Consider the following 17,196-nt stretch of genomic DNA (forward strand, 5'->3'; position numbering starts at 1 on the left):
TACATGTCAAAAACATCCCACATTCCTGAATCAGAGCTCATTCAGGAATGCAAAAAAGGCAATTTAAAGTACCAGGAAATGTTATATAAACATTTCTTCAGCTATGCTATGGGTGTTGGAATGAGGTATTTATCTGACCGTGATGATACACTGGAAGTTGTAAATGACTCCTTTATAAAGGTATTCAAATCAATAAAGGATTTTAAAAATGAACAGAATTTAAAACCATGGTTAAGCAGGATTGTAGTCAATACAGCTTTAGACAGGAGAAGAAAAGATCTGAAACATCAGTACCTGAGTCCGCTCGAAAATGCCTCAGAGCTATCTTATCCGGCTCAGGCATTAGAGAACCTGAACGCCAGGGACATCTGCAAATTACTGGACAAGCTTCCAAATATACAGCGGATGGTTTTTAATATGTATGAGATAGACGGGTACAGCCATGAGGAGATCGGAAATATACTTCAGATCCCTGCCAGCTCATCCCGGGTGAATTTAAGCAGGGCAAAAGAAAAATTAAGATTAGCCTTCAGTTTAGAACAATCAGCATGAAAGAAACGGAAGATCAGAGAATTGCAGCTAAATTCCGCCAGGTTTTCGAGGATTTCGAAGATCCTGCCTCCAATGAGGGTTGGCTGGAACTGCGCAAGAAATATCCGGAAGAAAAAGGAAGGCCTTTGTTCTTTTGGATCAGTTCGGCTGCTGCAGTACTAATTGTTCTATCCGGGCTATGGCTTTACATTCCTGAAATAAATCAGGAGCCTATTATAACTATAAACAAAACATCCATTGAGAGTAAAAAAACAGAATCTGAAACCAGCTCATCTGAACCACAACTTTCAATCCCTGCCCCTGCCCCATCCAAATTAATTGTAAAAGAATTACAAGCAGGTTCAGATACCAAGCCTGCCAGTATACTTTCTTCCTCATTTCATGAGGAAGAAAAATTGCTTAATAATCACCCTGATGATTATTCTAAAACATCAGACAGGTTGGTGATTTCTGCTAAGGATTCGGCATCTACCTATGAAAATCCTGTTGCAAAGTCGCCAAAAACTGCTGAAGAGCCTGCAATAACACAAGACACAATGGTTCTCGCAATGGAAGAAGTCAGAAAGACAGATTTTAATTTAAAACCAAAGTCAGAAGAATTAAAACTAACGGAAGAAAAGGAAAAAAAATCTGAAAAAAGCAGCAAAAAGAACTTTTCACTCAGTTTATATGCCGGGTCCTTCATCAATTATGCAGAAGGCAGTGAGAATAATGTGAATATGGGTGCAGGGCTTTCATCCGACTTCAGGATCAGTAAGAACCTTAGAATTTCGACCGGACTGAACCTGAGTAAAAACAGCCTTGCCTACAATCAAAATGAACCGGCAAATAATTATGGATCATTTCAGGATGCTAATTCATCAATTGTTGGAACACTTGTAGCACTTAGTAATTATGAGGCAGAACTTCTTGGCCTCGATATTCCTGTTAACGTTAAATACCTGTTTAATCCTGAGAAAAGCAGCACGTATTTCCTTGCAGGATTAAGTTCAGGCACTTATCTGAGCGAAAAATACGCTGTTAAGCAATCGAATTTTAACTCATTTGTTGGATCTTCTGCAGCCGCTAACAAGCAGGAAATAAGCAGGCAACTGAAAGACTTTGATCTGATGCGCACCCTGAATGTATCCTTTGGATTTAACACCCACTTAAGCAAAAAGCAGAGCCTGACCATTGAGCCCTTTTTAAAATATCCGCTCGGCGGACTTGGAAGTGAAAACATCAGATTTGGAGCATCAGGAATAAATGTTAAACTGAATTTTAACACTGCAAAAAAACCATGACCAAGCTTAAATTATTATTCAAAGCAGCACTCTTTTCAGGTGCTTGCCTGTTATTCTCATGCGAAAAATCTAACAGTCTATGCGGCGGAAATGACCCAATCAATGATCTTCCCTGGCTGGAACAGGAAATCAGTCGTTTAAGTTCACTCAACCAATGTTATATCATCTCAAGATCTACCTATGAGAAACAAACAGTTTTTATAATCTCAAACTGTGAACCCTACATAAATAGTGTACCTATCCTGCATGGCTGCGATGGTAAAACTCTGTATTTATCCGCCGAGGATTATCAGAATCTGAAGTTTAGCGGATCTATTGAATTGATCTGGAAGAGTAATTAATTCTTTAATATATACTTATGAAAAACATCAATAAATACCTAATAGTTCTGGTTTGTTTTACCGGACTTTTAATCAGCTCTTGTGAAAAAGATTCTATTGAATTTGACAGTCCCTTTGAACTGAAGGAAAATGAAAGTATTGTCCTGCAGGGAAACAATAATGACTTAAAAATTACATTACAAGAAGTTAATGATAGCCGCTGTCCGGTAAATGCTTTATGTATAAGTGCCGGTAATGCCAGGGTTAAATTAAGGATGTCAGATAATTCGGGAGCAGAGAATTTAGCTGAGCTTTGTCTGGGGTTTTGCGACAATATGAACAACACTGAAGACAGTGTAATCATCCGACTGAATGATATCAGTTATACTGTTGTACTTAAGGAAGTTAGCCCTTTTCCGGAACTCGGTAAGAAACAAGATAAAAAAGCCTTGCTGATCATAAGAAAAGAATGATTTACTTAAACCGGATGGCTTTAAGTGGCGATATTCTTGTCACAAGCATAGAGGGGAGTAGCAGGACAAATAAACTGATCAGCAAGGTTCCTGCATTCAGCATCAGAATATCCGGAACATCCAATTGAACCGGTACAAAATCAATGTAATATGATGCCTGATCCAAAGTAAAGAAATGAGTTTGCGACTGAAACAAACCAAGTCCGATTCCCAAAAGATTACCACAGAGTAGCCCCCATGCAATCAGGTAAGCAGCATTATAAAGAAATATTTTACGAATCTGCCAGTTCGTATTTCCCAGGGCCTTTAATATTCCGATCATATTTGTTCGTTCAAGAATCATGATCAGTAGCGCCGAAATCATATTAATAACTGCAACTGCCATCATCAGGATCAATATTACCTGAGTATTGACATCAAGCAGTGATAACCATTCAAAAATAGTTGGATAATACTGTTTTATAGTATATGATTTAAGTTCAATATCAAGATCTTCATAAACCCTGGCTTCAATTTCTTCAAGCTTATCGAAGTCAGAAACTCTTAATTCATATCCTCCTACTTCGCCCGGAGCCCATTTATTAAGACTTCGGATCAGTCCGATATCCCCGATTACGAAAAGTTTATCTACTTCTTCAACCCCAAGATTATAAATTCCGACTATCTGAAATTTTCGTTTACGCAGGGAATTTTCAATGAAATACATTAGAAAATCATCGCCTACCTTCAGTTTTAATCGGTCTGCTGTATATTTTGAAATCAGAATCTGTGTTCTCGACTTCAAGGTATCCGAAAATTCAATAACATTACCTGCTACAAGGATTTTCCTGAAATATTCCCAATTATAATCTCTGTCAACACCCTTTAAAACCACCCCTTCAATCTCATCATTCGTATTTATGATTCCGGGTTTGGTAGCGAATGATTGTATAAATTCTATCCCATTCTGTTTCAGAATTTTTTGAAGGGAAGAATCAGAAATACTAAAGGAAGTATTTTCGTAGGAAGTATTGAGATCCAGTTTAGATATCTGAATATCCCCTGAAAAACCACGAACTTTTTCACGAATCTCTGATTTAAAGCCCTTGACTATTGCTATGGCAAGAATCATCACCGCCAGGCCCAGCATGATTCCAAGAATTGCGATACGCACAATTAGCTTCGAAAAAGTTCGTTTGGAATTAAACGTTATTCGTTTTGCGATGAAAAGGGGTAAATTCAATCCTGAAATGCTTTTTTTTGTACCTTTAGCAAAGATGCATTTTTTTTAAATTCGTTTCTGAACCAATTATTAAGAACAATTAACCATTAATTTATATTCAATAATCCATATTGACTATGCACCGTTCAAGCTATTTCCTGATTTTCGCCCTTTTAATCCTGGCATGTAATTCCCTTGAAGTTCAATCTGAGCAATCAAAGATATTATCTTTAAGCAAGGATAATCCTGATACCGAATCCACCGCTAAGCTTCGAACAGGTGCCGAACAGATCGACCAGTATCTTCCTTATCTCAAAGGAAAGCGGATAGGAATGGTAGTGAATCCAACTTCCGTCATTGGGAATACCACCGTGGTTGACAGCCTGCTAAAACTTGGAGTTAAAATTGTTAAGATTTTTGGCCCGGAGCATGGTTTTCGTGGCGATGCAAGTGCCGGAGTTAAGGTGGATAACAGTTTTGATGCAAAAACAGGATTACCGGTAATCTCGCTGTATGGAAAACATTTAAAACCTACAAAAGAAGATATGGACGATGTGGATTTGATGGTCTATGATATTCAGGATGTAGGCACCAGGTTTTATACCTATATCAATACCCTGCAGCATGTTATGGAAGCCTGCGGAGAAAATAATAAAGAAGTTCTGATCCTGGATCGTCCTAACCCAAATGGTTTTTATGTTGACGGACCAATTCTGGATCCAAAATTAAAGTCAGGAATTGGTTATAATCCAATCCCAATCACTCACGGACTTACCATTGCAGAATATGCGCAAATGCTTAATGGAGAGGGTTGGATGGCAAATAAAGTCAAGTGTAACATCAGGATCATTAAGATTGCCAATTATACACATGCTACACCTTATATATTGCCGGTTAAACCATCTCCAAACCTGAACACTCCGCAATCCGTTTTACTTTACCCTTCCCTGTGTCTTTTCGAAGGTACTATCATCAGTCAGGGACGAGGAACGTATTTCCCCTTCACCATACTCGGGAATCCGGATCTGAAGGATAAATACAAATTCTCTTTTATCCCAAAAGGTATAAAAGGAATGAGTGAAACACCATTACACATGAATAAAGAGTGTTTCGGAATCGACCTGAGGCAGTATAACACTAATAAGATCAGGAAAGAAGGAAAGATTAACCTTAGCTGGTTAATTGAACTTTATAATGCCTACCCTTATAAAGAGAAGTTCTTTGATTTCAAACAAAGCAACCAAATGGGTAACTTTGATAAGCTTGCCGGAACATACGATCTGAAACAACAAATCATTGCCGGCAAATCTGAAGAGGAAATCCGCCAGAGCTGGGAACCCGGGCTTTCTCAATATAAGATTATGAGAAAGAAGTATTTGCTATATCAGTAGGGTCGGAAGCCAGAGGTCGGAAGTCGGAGGTCGGAAGGACTACCTCATACTTCATACCTCAGTCCTCAGTCCTCAGTCCTCAGTCCTCAAACCTCATACCTCAAACCTCAAACCTCATTATGAAAATCGTTTTCATGGGCACCCCTGATTTTGCAGTCGCCTCCTTAAGTGCCCTTTTGGATGCTGATTTCGATATAGTGGGGGTTATTACCGCAGCTGATAAACCGGCAGGCAGAGGACAAAAAATCAGCGAATCTGCCGTTAAAAGATTTGCTGTTGAAAAGGGATTAAAGATTCTTCAGCCGGTGAAATTGAAAGATCCGGAGTTTCTAAAAGAACTTAAATTGTTAGATGCTGATATACAAGTAGTTGTAGCATTCAGAATGTTACCTGAACTCGTATGGAATATGCCCCCAAAAGGTACTGTTAACCTACACGCTTCCCTTCTGCCCCAATATCGTGGCGCAGCACCCATCAACTGGGCAATTATTAACGGAGAAAAGCGAAGTGGGGTAAGTACATTTTTTCTGAAGCAAGAAATCGATACAGGTGACCTATTATTTGCTGAAGAGCTTGATATTGAAGATGATGATACCGCTGGTGATCTTCATGATAAACTTATGATAATTGGTGCCGGATTACTGGTAAAAACAATCAAAGCCATTGAAGCGGGAAAATATAGGGAGATACCACAAAACACTCATCAGGAACATGAGTTGAAAAAGGCTCCAAAAATTTTCAGGGAGGATTGTCAGATCAATTGGGATCGCCCGGTTAAAGATGTTTATAACCTGATCAGGGGATTAAGTCCGCATCCTGCAGCATTTTGCCAGTTACAAGATAAAACACTGAAAATTTTTAACGCCGCAATTGAAGAAAAAGCCATAACAGATAAGCCAGGCACAATATTGACTGATAATAAAACCTATCTCAAATTTGCCTGCCGCAATGGCTTGATTTCAGTCAGGGACTTACAACTGGAAGGCAAAAAGCAAATGAAAGTGGATGAGTTTTTAAGAGGAGTCAGGCTATAACCTATTTCTCATTATTACTTATTTCAATTCGAGTAAGTTGTAATCCCTGCCTCAGGCTGTTTGATCCTTCCCTGGCGGAAAAGGGACTCCGTAATAAATGGGGGCTGTTAGCGTGGCGTATAATAAAATAACTGGTATCATTAGAAACATCCTAGGCGTGTAGCCATTGTAGGAACTTTCATATACTTTTTTTGCGGCATTGGACAGGGCGGCAAATTAAACAATTGCCAAAGAACTAACTTTCATAGCCCTGTACGCAGCCGTTGATGGATGAACATTCCTAAACCTTTAACGTTAATCTTAGTAGCCTTCAAATTTCAATAAATGGAAATTAATATGAATGAATATGGATTTCCCGAGCGTGGGGAGGACAAAACGGCGGGCCGGATGTATGGCCTCTAGTGGTGGGAGCTTCGTTTTGTCTTGATTTTTTGGTTACTTTTTCATCAAGGAAAAAGTGAATAGGCCACCGCGGCTATGAGCGGTATAAAATTTGAAATTATACGGAATAATTTTAATCTCGGGTAAATATAACCTACTGTATATTAAATATTTAAGATACTAAATAATGATATTGGGCTCGACCCACCACCTCTTCCCTATTAAAAATTAGTTGCTCGCTTCTCGTTGCCCAGCCCTCAAACCAAATTCAACTTCTCACTCAGAAACCTGGACACCTCATTAAAATACCTTTTATTATTATACCCCATTACCCACTGAATCCCCTTTCCTGCATTGGTTAAAAATACCTCATCAGCTTCATTCAAAATTTCCGGATTGATTTGTGCCTCAACCAGTTCAATATCATTCTCCTTAGCAAGCCGCATCACTACCTGGCGCATGACTCCTGCTATACAGCCTTCATTTAGTGCAGGAGTATATAATTTTCGGTCATAAACAACGAAAACATTGCTGCTCATGGATTCACAAAGAAACCCCTGCTGATTTAGTATCAGTACCTCATCAAGTGCATTCTGATTCTTAAAAATGCCTGCAAGTACGTAGATCATTGCATTACAGGTCTTTAGATTGGAAAGTGCGTTTACGGGTTTAGGTATTTCATCATAAACATCAATGATGAGCCCCTTTTTATTCAAAATATACTGGCTTTCATTCAATTTCTGAATCTCGAGTAAATAGCCGAATTTATTGGAAACAGGACTGTATAAACCCTCTGAATCACGAAAAACTGTTAACCTTATCCTTGCATCTGCACCTGTTCTGTTTCTTCTTATAAGTTCTTCAACCTTTTCACGGATAAACCAGGCATCAATCAAAGAACAATTTTCAAACCTGAGTAGTTTCATGCCCTTTTGAATGCGGTCAATATGCATTTCAGAAAACTTCAACTTCCCTTTAATGTAGCGCATTGATTCAAAAAGCCCATCCCCATAGCGAAAACCGCGATTATTTGCCTTAAAAATCAGTTGATCAGCAGGAAGTATACTTCCGTTAAAATTAATATACTCGACACTCATATTTATTCCTTAATGTAATTACGCCACTTCTCAAGCACTGCATAAAAATCAGCAGGCAACTCTGTTTCAAAGTGAACAAATTTTCGGGTTGTAGGATGAATAAAGCCTAAAGACTTTGCATGCAGAGCCTGTCTAGGCATTAGCTCAAAGCAATTTTCAACAAACTGCCTGTATTTATTAAAAATAGTACCCTTTAAAATCCGGTCGCCACCATAGGCACTGTCATTAAACAATGGATGACCGATGTATTTCATATGTGCTCTGATCTGATGTGTCCTGCCGGTCTCCAACTCACATTCAATGAGTGTAACATAATTGAAGCGTTCCAGGACTTTATAATGGGTAACTGACCATTTTCCCTTTTCTTCCTCATCATAAACAGCCATCACTTTCCGGTCTTTAACACTTCGACCTATATAACCTTTTACAGTACCGGCTTCGGCCAGATCTCCCCAAACAAGAGCCAGATATTTACGTGTGATGCTGTGATCGAAAAATTGCTTGGCGAGAAAAGTGATTGCCCATTCATTTTTACTTACCAGTAGGAGTCCGGAGGTATCTTTGTCGATCCGATGCACCAAACCGGGCCTTCCTTCATTTCCGGGCATTTGCGGCAATTGCTGAGCATGATAAACCAGGGCATTTACCAGGGTTCCTGTATAATTATTGAAACCGGGATGAACTACCATTCCGGCAGCCTTATTGACCATAATTACATCATCATCTTCATAAATGATGTCGATCGGAATATTTTCGGGATAAACTTCGGTATCACGGGGAGGATGTGGCAAAACCATTGAAATGACATCGAGCGGCTTCACCTTATAACTGGACTTTACCACCTTTTCATTCACTAAAACATTTCCGGCATCAATGGCATTCTGAATCCTGTTGCGGGAGGTATTCTCGGTACGAATAATCAGGAATTTATCCAGCCTCAGTAATGACTGACCTTTATCCACAACGATTCGCAGGTGTTCATACAAATCCTGCTCCTCTAATTCCTGATTATCCTCTATCATGCTGCAAAATTAATTCTTTGCAGGGAAAACGATGCATAAACCTTCATTCATATTCCCGGAGATTTTATTTCCTCTTAAATCCTGAATTAACATCCAATTAAGACCAGTTTTAAGCAAAAGACCTTAACTTTACATTGAAAACATAAATATCCTGTATATGAAAAATCATTTTCACTACCGCTTCATTATTTTTGGCTTGTTCCTAACACTCCCTGGCTTTGTATATTCTCAAAGTGATGTGTCAGACCTCATAAAATCAAGTCCTGCGGATGCTACCAAACTTGCTCAAGCCTATTTAAAGCCTCTTTTTAAAGGCTTAGGTGTAGGGTTAAATTCAGGATGGAATAATACAGCACACTCCAAAAACCTTCTGAGGTTTGATCTTCGCTTCGGCATAACAGGTGCAGTAGTGCCGCAACCGGATGAGAGCTTTGATGTCACTAAAATTGGATTATCTAATAATATAAGACCAAGTAATCCGGCTCAAACCATAAGTCCTACACTCTCAGGTTCAAAGGATAATAACACCCAATTAACCGTATATGATAATAATAATCAGGCATTAGAAACATTTGCATTGCCGGGAGGGACAGGTATCGGCTTAATTCCGGCACCACAACTTCAGGGTTCTATCGGACTATCCAGAGGGATAGAACTAAGTGTTAGAGCTATGCCTACTGTTAAACTTGGCAGCGATTTCGGATCTATCGGGATGTTAGGTGGAGGACTAAAAGTTGAGCTGATCCCCTTAATTTCAGGAATGGCTGATAAAATAGTTCCCTTTGATATCGCTCTGGCTGCCGGATACACTCAATTTACTTATGAAGTTCCACTAAATGTACCGGCACCTTCCAACGCTGTACCTTCTTCAGCAACCCAACCTAATAATTTCTCAAATCAGAGGGTAGAAGCCAAATTCTCGGGCATTAATACTGAATTTATCGTTTCAAAAAGAATCCTGCTTTTTACCCCATTTATAAGTTTGGGTTATAATACTGCGAAAACTGATGCTGGTATGAAAGGCAATTTCCCGATAATTGATGGAGTAACCCCACTGGGACAGAGAACCTATACTGTGTTTACCGACCCTATAAATATTAAACAAACTGATATCAATGGGTTCAGAACAAACATTGGTTTTCAGTTAAATCTTGCCTTTTTCAGGATTTACGGATCATACAGTATGGCAGAATATAATTCATTTAACGGGGGTATTGGATTTGGTCTGGGAAAATAGATTCATTGTTCCAAATGATTGATCTGCCCATTTATAGTCCGCTGGAAGAAATATTTAACCCGCTCTTCAGCTTAAAGGGAGTTCAGATATTCATAAAAAGGGATGATATGATTCATCCCTTCATCTCAGGAAATAAATGGCGTAAGCTTAAATACATCCTCCTGGAGGCCAAAGAACATCAAAAAAAGCATCTGGTCACCTTTGGCGGCGCTTATTCCAACCATCTGATTGCTACCGCCTGCGCAGCAGCAAAATTCGGCTTTAACAGTACAGGAATCGTACGTGGCGAAAATGTCGAAAATGAGACTCTTTTACTATGCAGACTATTCGGCATGCAATTAATCTTTGAGGATCGTGAAAGTTATCGTGATAAGTCCCTGCTGTTCAAAAAACACTTCCATAAGAATCAGGAAGCCTTTTTTATTGACGAGGGTGGTTCGGGCAGCTTAGCTGCAAAAGGCTGCTCAGAATTGATTGATGAGCTTCCGGATGTGTATGATCATCTCTTTTGTGCCGCAGGAACCGGAACTACTGCGGCAGGCATACTTTCAGGTATAAACAGAAAGGCTTTAAGCACTAAAATGCATGTCGTTCCTGTGCTCAAAGGAGCAGATTTTCTCAAAAATGGGATTGACAACCTTACGAATGGGGCTTTTTTTGAATTTCACACAGATTATCATTTCGGAGGATATGCGAAAACGAGCGATGCGCTATTGAATTTTATTAAAGATTTTACTAGTTCAACCGGCATATTAATCGACCCGGTCTACACCGGAAAGTTGCTTTATGCAATTTATGATCTGATCTCGAAAGATTATTTTGCACCTGAATCTCGGATACTTGCAGTACATACCGGAGGAATTACCGGAATATTGGGAATGGCAGAGAGATTTAAATTCTGATTGCCCGAATTCAGGCAGAATTCTCCGTCATTTCTTGTAATTTTTAAGGATCAATAAAATTACCGAAAAGACCATCAGTTCAAAAAACAGGTTTAAACTGTTTAAACCTATTTTTTATAAAAAACTTAGTAAAACCTCGAAATTTGCTCATTTGAGGGCATTTCAGTAATTTTGAGTATATCCTAACCAATATGTATAAACTATCCGTTTCACCAGAAAAAGTTCAGGAAACACTCAGCAAACATATCCTCGCCGACGGTTACGACCTTACTTTCGACATGGAAAAAAGCAATGGTGTTTATATTTATGATTCCAAACATGAGCGTACATTATTAGATTTTTTCACCTGTTTTGCATCAGTTCCTTTGGGCTATAATCATCCCAAAATGGTGAATGATGAAGAATTTAAAAAAAATCTGATGCTGGCTGCATTGACCAATCCTTCCAACTCAGATATCTATACCACCCAATACGCTCAGTTCGTTCAAACTTTCTCACGCGTTGGAATTCCGGATTACCTGCCCCATGCTTTTTTTATTGCAGGTGGCGGGCTTGCAATAGAAAATGCACTTAAAGTAGCTATGGACTGGAAAGTTCAGAAAAATTTTCAGAAAGGGTATACGAGGGAACGCGGTTTTAAGGTACTTCATTTTGAAAATGCATTCCATGGCCGAACTGGGTATACCATGAGTTTAACCAATACCATTCCGGATAAAACTAAATGGTTTGCGCATTTTGACTGGCCAAGGGTGAGTGTTCCAACTATTCATTTTCCGTTTACAGATGAGGGCTATGAAGATCTTAAGAAAAGAGAAGCCCTTTCTCTGGCACAGATCCGACAGGCATTTATTGACAACAAAGATGATATCTGTGCCATTATCATCGAACCTATTCAATCAGAAGGTGGTGACAATCATGTTCGTCAGGAGTTTCTTGAGCAATTAAAGCTGATCTCAGATGAAAACGATTGCTTTTTAATTTATGATGAAGTTCAAACAGGTGTAGGTCTCTCGGGTAAATTCTGGACTCATGAGCATTTTGGAGTGAAAGCTCGTCCCGATATCGTAGCATTTGGCAAAAAAATGCAGGTCTGCGGAATTCTGGTTGGAAATAAAGTTGATGAAATTGAGAACAATGTTTTCAGAGTACCCTCACGGATTAATTCAACATGGGGTGGAAATTTGGTAGACATGGTCAGGTCGACCCGCATACTTGAGATTATTGAAGAAGATAATTTACTGAGTAATGCTACCATCACAGGGAACTACCTTCAGGAACGATTACGTAAAATTTCCGATAAGCATGTAAAAGTATCCAATGTGAGAGGCCGTGGTTTAATCACTGCATTTGATTTTCCAAATAAAGGTATGCGCGACAAGTTCATCACTGAAGGAATGAAAAAGAATGTCATGTTTCTTGGTTGCGGTGACAAGTCGATCAGGTTCAGGCCTTCTCTGATCATTGAAGAGAAACACATTGATGAAGGACTGGAAATACTTGAGAATATTGTACCTTCTTTGTAATAAATTATAAATGCCCTCATAAACATCGAGGGCATTTTTTTTCATTCAATGATCTGATTTTACCTCAGATCGAATATATTATCAATTCCAAGTAATTTTCTGCTTGTAAATCCTTCGGCATATTCAGCACCAATGGCCTTACCTAATTCACGGGATCTGGCTTCTATTACTTTTAGAAAAGATGGAGAAGATATATATGTCTCCTTTTCGTCACTATCCGGATCAAAGAACTGGGTTTTGAATGCACGGATACATTCCATTTTTTTATCCCAGAAATCAGTCACATCAACCAGAATATCCGGTTCAATGTACCTGTCTTGTATGTATTGAAGCAATAGACGGGGTCTGAATGCAATCTGTACGTTCCCATCTAACTCGGTTTCTATTTTTGAAAGTCCGGCAAGAAAAAATGAATCATTAACCAGATCCCCTGCTTTTCCATGGTCTGGATGCCGGTCATGCAGTGCATTACTGAATACAATATCAGGGGTGTATTTTCTAATCATCCGGATGATCTGTAACTGATGCTCTTCATCATTCCGAAAAAAGCCATCTCTCATTCCCAAATTTTCCCTGGCATGCAGACCCAGGATACGGGTTGATGCTTCGGTCTCCTTATCACGGGTTTCAGCTGTTCCACGGGTACCTAATTCGCCACGGGTAAAATCAATAATTCCAACTTTCCTGCCGGCTGAGATGTATTTCAGTATGGTTCCGGAACACCCGAGTTCAGCATCATCAGGGTGAGCAGCAAAAACCAGCAAATCTAATTTCATAATTTCTCTGTAATCAGCAATTTATTAATCCTCTTTTTGATTCTGGAAGAATTCGGTTTGGTAAAAGGATAGAAAAAATCTACGGGTTCACCCTTAGTATTTATGAGATATTTATGAAAATTCCATCTTGGCGAAGCACCAACATTTCCATTAAGTTTCTTATCTGAGAGAAATTTATATAAGGGATGAGCATATTCACCCCTAACACGGATCTTTTCAAACACCGGAAAACTCACACCATAATTCTTTTCACAAAAATCACCCAGCGCAAAGCCTTCCAGCGGTTCCTGTCCCCCGAAATCATTGGATGGGAATGCCAGTATTTCAAAATCCTCGCCCTGATAATCCTTGCGAAGGCTTTCGAGTTCCTTAAGCTGTGGCGTAAAGCCACATTCAGAAGCTATATTGACCAGCAGCAATACTTTACCCCCATAAATATCCAAATTCATATGCTCCCCATTCAGTTTTTGAACACTGAACTGGTAAACTGATTTTTTATTCATAAATAGCTGTATGAGTAATATCCTGAAGACTGTATAATGGCCTCTATATCCCGATCTTCCTGAGGATCATAAGTATTTTTAAGGTTATTGCCAAAAATTCTCGCGATTGACTGATAGAAGAAGGCAGTTATACCGCCTTTCATATCCTTTAACAAATCATAGCTACTGGTGCCGGTTTCCCTGTCAATTAATTTGATCAATATTCCACCCTGTGTAATGGTCAGATTTTTCACCTCACGGTTAAACATATCTTTAATTTCTCCTTCAAATGCCTTAATCATTACCCTTTTTTCCTTTCTGCTCTTAACGTTATCCAGATTCAGTTGCAATTCCTGATACTTTCGTCGGGCATACATGGCATATGGTAAAACCTTTAACACATTATATCTCAGCCTGTTAAACTTTGCTTTTTCTTCTGGCGATCTGAAAAGACGGGTATCAATAACTGAAACTTCAGGAATAACGATCCAGGGGATCATTTCATTGTCCACATTGGTAGTTGAAACTCTGATGGTATCTTTCGGTCCTTTTATAGTAGGGTCGTTTTTATACTGGGCAGATGTCACGTTTGACATCAAAACCACACAAATAATTACCGATAGCCTTAAAAATTTCATAAATTTATGGTCTGCAAATTTACAGCTAAATTTTGTATATATTAATACATAATTTACGCAATGTAACCCGGCATATACGCTTAAGGCTTTAAAATATAGCTATTGCATGACAAAATGAAAGAAATAGTAATTGATCTTGAGGCTGAAAAGAAGGAAATACTAAAGCGGTACCGGGCTTTACTACGTGCGTGTAAATCGACCATGCAAAAGGGCGACAAGCGAATGATCCGTCTTGCTTTTGACATGGCCCTTGAAAGCCATCAGAATATGCGCCGAAAATCCGGTGAGCCTTACATATACCATCCTATTGCAGTTGCCCAAATCGCGGCAGAGGAAATTGGTCTTGGAACCACATCCATAGTTTGTGCACTCTTACATGATGTGGTAGAAGATACTACCATTACGCTGGATGATATTGAACGTGAGTTCGGAAAGAAAGTAACCAAAATCATTGACGGATTGACTAAAATATCCGGTGTTTTCGATTACAACAGTTCACTTCAGGCCGAAAACTTCAGGAAAATGCTTCTCACCCTCGCCGATGACGTCAGGGTAATTCTCATCAAACTCGCTGATCGTCTGCATAATATGCGGACAATGGAATTCATGCCCAGGGATAAACAGTTAAAAATTTCTTCAGAAACAGTCTATCTCTATGCCCCCTTAGCACACCGTTTAGGGCTTTACACATTGAAATCCGAGCTTGAAGATCTTTCCATGAAATACATGGAACCTGTTACCTACAAGTTCATCGCCCAGCAGCTAAATGAAAAAAAAGCTGAAAGGGAAAACTTTATTAAAGATTTTATTGCTCCGATCAAGGATATATTAAATGAGCAGGGACTTCATGCTGATGTGTATGGCAGACCAAAGTCAATACATTCTATCTGGACAAAAATGCGTAAAAAGAACATTCCTTTTGACGAGGTATATGATCTTTTTGCAGTTCGGATCATTTTGAACAGCAAGCCCGAAAATGAAAAATCTGATTGCTGGAAAGCCTATTCCATCGTTACCGACCTCTATCACCCAAATCCTGACAGGCTTCGCGACTGGATCTCCTCACCACGTGCCAATGGATACGAATCGCTTCACACCACTGTAATGGGCCCCCGGGGTCAATGGGTTGAAGTTCAAATTCGTACAACACGAATGAATGAAATTGCCGAGAAAGGATTTGCCGCACACTGGAAATACAAAGAAGAACCTAATAATGACAGCGGGCTTGACCAATGGATTCATAAAGTAAGGGAACTGCTGAGCAATCCGGAGTCAAATGCCCTTGACTTTCTGGATGATTTCAAGATGAACCTCTTCTCAGATGAAATCTTCATTTTTACACCAAAAGGGTCTTTAATTCAGCTCCCTGTAAATGCCACAGCATTGGATTTTGCATTTGAGATTCATACCGATATCGGTGCAAGTTGTATCGGAGCCAAGGTGAACTACAAACTGGTACCATTATCTTATAAACTTCAAAATGGCGATCAGGTAGAGATTATTACTTCCAGTAAACAGTCACCCAAAGAAGACTGGCTAAATTTTGTTGTTACTGCAAAGGCTAAATCGAAGATCAAATCCTCCTTAAAAGAAGAAAAACGTAAAATAGCTGAGAATGGCAAGGAAATCCTCGAGCGCAAGCTTAAATCATTAAAGGTCACTTACAATTCAGACAACCTCTACAAGCTTGCTTACTTTTTCAAGCTTCCATCAACACTTGATCTCTTTTATAATGTTGCACAGGGTAAAATTGATGTGAAGCAATTAAAAGAATTTGTTGCATCTGAAAAAATTGTCGAAAATAAGCCTGAAAAGATTGAATTTGTTCCGAATGAACAATTTAGTAAGAAGGTTAAAGGCGATGATAGCGATACTTTACTAATAGGTGAAGATCTGCAGAAACTGGATTATAAACTTTCGGCTTGTTGTAACCCGATCCCGGGAGATGATGTTTTTGGCTTTGTAACCGTCGGTGATGGAATTAAGATTCATCGTACCAACTGCCCGAATGCAGCTAAATTAATGGCAAACTACGGCTACAGGATTGTCAAAGCCAAATGGAATTCACAAAAAGAACTTGCATTTTTAACCGGCCTTCACATAACCGGAATTGATGATGTAGGACTGATCAATAAAATTACAACCGTTATATCCAGCGATTTCAAAGTCAATATGCGTTCGATCACAGTAGATACTGAAGATGGAATTTTTGAAGGCTCAATTATGGTCTATGTTAACAACACAAAACATCTGGACAACCTTATTTTAAAATTGAAGGAAGTGGTTGGGGTAAGCTCTGTGACCCGATTTGACTCTCATGATGAAGATATGGTAAAGGCCTCCTGAATTAAATGCTGAATATTCTTATTTTTTGGATAAATTTGGGCGTTATTTAATAGCACTATGCCCGGAAAAGATACAATTGCCCTAGTTATAAAGATTTTTGAGGCTTATCTGGAGAACAAAAGCCTGAGAAAGACTCCTGAACGTTACGCAATCCTGGAGGAAATCTACTCCCGTAACGATCATTTTGATGTGGAATCTTTGTACATCCATATGAAAAACAAGAAGTACCGGGTAAGTCGTGCCACTGTTTATAATACCCTTGAACTTTTAGTTTCATGTGATCTGGTTACCAAGCATCAGTTTGGCAAGAACATGGCTCAATTCGAAAAATCATATGGCTTTAAGCAGCATGATCATATAATTTGCATTGATTGCGGGAAGGTCGTGGAATTTTGTGATCCAAGGATACAGCAAATTCAAAGCATGATGGGTGATATTCTAAAATTTGAGATCAAACATCATTCACTCAATTTATATGGAAATTGCATACGCCTGAAAGAAGGGCATTGTGATTCATATGTTAATAAAAGTTAATCTA

17 protein-coding genes are annotated in these 17,196 nt (G+C 39.0%); 11 read left to right on the plus strand and 6 right to left on the minus strand.

Annotated elements, in window-relative coordinates; translation table 11 throughout:
* Nucleotides 1–3 precede the first annotated feature (3 nt).
* The 4 genes from Q8S11_RS17365 to Q8S11_RS17380 are packed head-to-tail and all read left to right on the plus strand — an operon-like array spanning nt 4 to nt 2,628.
* A complete protein-coding gene (locus tag Q8S11_RS17365; RefSeq protein WP_305663384.1) occupies nt 4–552 on the plus strand; it encodes an RNA polymerase sigma factor in 549 nt (182 codons plus the stop codon).
* On the plus strand, nt 549–1,835 hold the full coding sequence (locus Q8S11_RS17370) for an outer membrane beta-barrel protein (RefSeq protein ID WP_305663385.1): 1,287 nt from the start codon (nt 549–551) through the stop codon (nt 1,833–1,835). Before Q8S11_RS17365 ends, Q8S11_RS17370 begins: the two co-directional genes overlap by 4 nt.
* Nucleotides 1,832–2,176, plus strand: a complete 345-nt coding sequence (locus Q8S11_RS17375) for a hypothetical protein (RefSeq protein ID WP_305663386.1) — start codon at nt 1,832–1,834, stop codon at nt 2,174–2,176. The genes Q8S11_RS17370 and Q8S11_RS17375 overlap by 4 nt, the downstream gene beginning before the upstream one ends.
* Before the next feature lie 17 nt (nt 2,177–2,193).
* The gene (locus Q8S11_RS17380) at nt 2,194–2,628 is read left to right on the plus strand and encodes a hypothetical protein (RefSeq protein WP_305663387.1); all 435 of its coding nucleotides are present in this window, start codon (nt 2,194–2,196) and stop codon (nt 2,626–2,628) included.
* A 1-nt stretch (nt 2,629) separates the two neighbouring features.
* On the opposite strand, the gene Q8S11_RS17385 is transcribed toward Q8S11_RS17380, so the two are convergent.
* Nucleotides 2,630–3,850 (minus strand): FtsX-like permease family protein, encoded by a 1,221-nt coding sequence (locus Q8S11_RS17385; RefSeq protein ID WP_305663388.1) that lies wholly within the window; start codon nt 3,848–3,850, stop codon nt 2,630–2,632.
* Nucleotides 3,851–3,966: 116 nt separating this feature from the next.
* Between Q8S11_RS17385 and Q8S11_RS17390 the strand changes: the two genes are divergently transcribed.
* Nucleotides 3,967–5,220, plus strand: a complete 1,254-nt coding sequence (locus Q8S11_RS17390) for a DUF1343 domain-containing protein (protein WP_305663389.1) — start codon at nt 3,967–3,969, stop codon at nt 5,218–5,220.
* 119 nt (nt 5,221–5,339) lie between these two features.
* Entirely contained in the window at nt 5,340–6,254 is a 915-nt protein-coding gene (fmt, locus tag Q8S11_RS17395) for a methionyl-tRNA formyltransferase (protein ID WP_305663390.1), read from the plus strand.
* A gap of 638 nt (nt 6,255–6,892) precedes the next feature.
* Here fmt and Q8S11_RS17400 read toward each other — a convergent pair.
* Together Q8S11_RS17400 and Q8S11_RS17405 are read right to left on the minus strand one after the other, a co-directional pair.
* Nucleotides 6,893–7,732 carry an aminotransferase class IV gene (locus Q8S11_RS17400; protein WP_305663391.1) on the minus strand — a complete coding sequence of 280 codons (840 nt, stop codon included), beginning with the start codon at nt 7,730–7,732 and terminating at the stop codon, nt 6,893–6,895.
* Between the two features lie 2 nt (nt 7,733–7,734).
* A complete protein-coding gene (locus Q8S11_RS17405) occupies nt 7,735–8,754 on the minus strand; it encodes an RluA family pseudouridine synthase (RefSeq protein ID WP_305663392.1) in 1,020 nt (339 codons plus the stop codon).
* 157 nt (nt 8,755–8,911) lie between these two features.
* On the opposite strand from Q8S11_RS17405, the gene Q8S11_RS17410 reads away from it, so the two are divergent.
* The 3 genes from Q8S11_RS17410 (at nt 8,912) to lat (ending at nt 12,416) form a co-directional block, all read left to right on the plus strand.
* Entirely contained in the window at nt 8,912–9,991 is a 1,080-nt protein-coding gene (locus Q8S11_RS17410; protein WP_305663393.1) for a DUF6588 family protein, read from the plus strand.
* A gap of 14 nt (nt 9,992–10,005) precedes the next feature.
* A complete protein-coding gene (locus Q8S11_RS17415; RefSeq protein ID WP_305663394.1) occupies nt 10,006–10,893 on the plus strand; it encodes a 1-aminocyclopropane-1-carboxylate deaminase/D-cysteine desulfhydrase in 888 nt (295 codons plus the stop codon).
* A gap of 191 nt (nt 10,894–11,084) precedes the next feature.
* Complete coding sequence (gene lat / locus Q8S11_RS17420) at nt 11,085–12,416, plus strand: L-lysine 6-transaminase (protein ID WP_305663395.1); 1,332 nt, start codon at nt 11,085–11,087, stop codon at nt 12,414–12,416.
* A gap of 59 nt (nt 12,417–12,475) precedes the next feature.
* On the opposite strand, the gene bshB1 is transcribed toward lat, so the two are convergent.
* From bshB1 to Q8S11_RS17435, 3 genes are read right to left on the minus strand one after another with little or no spacing between them, the layout of a single operon-like run.
* A complete protein-coding gene (bshB1, locus tag Q8S11_RS17425) occupies nt 12,476–13,192 on the minus strand; it encodes a bacillithiol biosynthesis deacetylase BshB1 (RefSeq protein WP_305663396.1) in 717 nt (238 codons plus the stop codon).
* Nucleotides 13,189–13,695 (minus strand): glutathione peroxidase, encoded by a 507-nt coding sequence (locus tag Q8S11_RS17430; RefSeq protein ID WP_305663397.1) that lies wholly within the window; start codon nt 13,693–13,695, stop codon nt 13,189–13,191. The genes bshB1 and Q8S11_RS17430 overlap by 4 nt, the downstream gene beginning before the upstream one ends.
* Nucleotides 13,692–14,312 carry a DUF4294 domain-containing protein gene (locus Q8S11_RS17435; RefSeq protein WP_305663398.1) on the minus strand — a complete coding sequence of 207 codons (621 nt, stop codon included), beginning with the start codon at nt 14,310–14,312 and terminating at the stop codon, nt 13,692–13,694. The genes Q8S11_RS17430 and Q8S11_RS17435 overlap by 4 nt, the downstream gene beginning before the upstream one ends.
* 114 nt (nt 14,313–14,426) lie before the next feature.
* On the opposite strand from Q8S11_RS17435, the gene Q8S11_RS17440 reads away from it, so the two are divergent.
* Together Q8S11_RS17440 and Q8S11_RS17445 are read left to right on the plus strand one after the other, a co-directional pair.
* On the plus strand, nt 14,427–16,658 hold the full coding sequence (locus tag Q8S11_RS17440) for a bifunctional (p)ppGpp synthetase/guanosine-3',5'-bis(diphosphate) 3'-pyrophosphohydrolase (RefSeq protein ID WP_305663399.1): 2,232 nt from the start codon (nt 14,427–14,429) through the stop codon (nt 16,656–16,658).
* Nucleotides 16,659–16,715: 57 nt separating this feature from the next.
* Entirely contained in the window at nt 16,716–17,192 is a 477-nt protein-coding gene (locus Q8S11_RS17445; RefSeq protein ID WP_305663400.1) for a Fur family transcriptional regulator, read from the plus strand.
* Nucleotides 17,193–17,196: the final 4 nt, after the last annotated feature.

The sequence above is a fragment of the Daejeonella sp. genome (genome assembly GCF_030695525.1).
Classification (GTDB): domain Bacteria; phylum Bacteroidota; class Bacteroidia; order Sphingobacteriales; family Sphingobacteriaceae; genus Daejeonella.

Excerpts from the sequence above, each read along its gene's own strand:
- fmt (WP_305663390.1), top strand. The coding sequence starts at position 5,340 with ATGAAAATCGTTTTCATGGGCACCCCTGATTTTGCAGTCGCCTCCTTA.
- Q8S11_RS17380 (WP_305663387.1), top strand. The coding sequence starts at position 2,194 with ATGAAAAACATCAATAAATACCTAATAGTTCTGGTTTGTTTTACCGGA.
- Q8S11_RS17375 (WP_305663386.1), top strand. The coding sequence starts at position 1,832 with ATGACCAAGCTTAAATTATTATTCAAAGCAGCACTCTTTTCAGGTGCT.
- Q8S11_RS17440 (WP_305663399.1), top strand. The coding sequence starts at position 14,427 with ATGAAAGAAATAGTAATTGATCTTGAGGCTGAAAAGAAGGAAATACTA.
- lat (WP_305663395.1), top strand. The coding sequence starts at position 11,085 with ATGTATAAACTATCCGTTTCACCAGAAAAAGTTCAGGAAACACTCAGC.
- Q8S11_RS17445 (WP_305663400.1), top strand. The coding sequence starts at position 16,716 with ATGCCCGGAAAAGATACAATTGCCCTAGTTATAAAGATTTTTGAGGCT.
- Q8S11_RS17430 (WP_305663397.1), bottom strand. The coding sequence starts at position 13,695 with ATGAATAAAAAATCAGTTTACCAGTTCAGTGTTCAAAAACTGAATGGG.
- Q8S11_RS17410 (WP_305663393.1), top strand. The coding sequence starts at position 8,912 with ATGAAAAATCATTTTCACTACCGCTTCATTATTTTTGGCTTGTTCCTA.
- Q8S11_RS17370 (WP_305663385.1), top strand. The coding sequence starts at position 549 with ATGAAAGAAACGGAAGATCAGAGAATTGCAGCTAAATTCCGCCAGGTT.
- Q8S11_RS17435 (WP_305663398.1), bottom strand. The coding sequence starts at position 14,312 with ATGAAATTTTTAAGGCTATCGGTAATTATTTGTGTGGTTTTGATGTCA.
- bshB1 (WP_305663396.1), bottom strand. The coding sequence starts at position 13,192 with ATGAAATTAGATTTGCTGGTTTTTGCTGCTCACCCTGATGATGCTGAA.
- Q8S11_RS17365 (WP_305663384.1), top strand. The coding sequence starts at position 4 with ATGTCAAAAACATCCCACATTCCTGAATCAGAGCTCATTCAGGAATGC.
- Q8S11_RS17400 (WP_305663391.1), bottom strand. The coding sequence starts at position 7,732 with ATGAGTGTCGAGTATATTAATTTTAACGGAAGTATACTTCCTGCTGAT.
- Q8S11_RS17405 (WP_305663392.1), bottom strand. The coding sequence starts at position 8,754 with ATGATAGAGGATAATCAGGAATTAGAGGAGCAGGATTTGTATGAACAC.
- Q8S11_RS17415 (WP_305663394.1), top strand. The coding sequence starts at position 10,006 with ATGATTGATCTGCCCATTTATAGTCCGCTGGAAGAAATATTTAACCCG.
- Q8S11_RS17390 (WP_305663389.1), top strand. The coding sequence starts at position 3,967 with ATGCACCGTTCAAGCTATTTCCTGATTTTCGCCCTTTTAATCCTGGCA.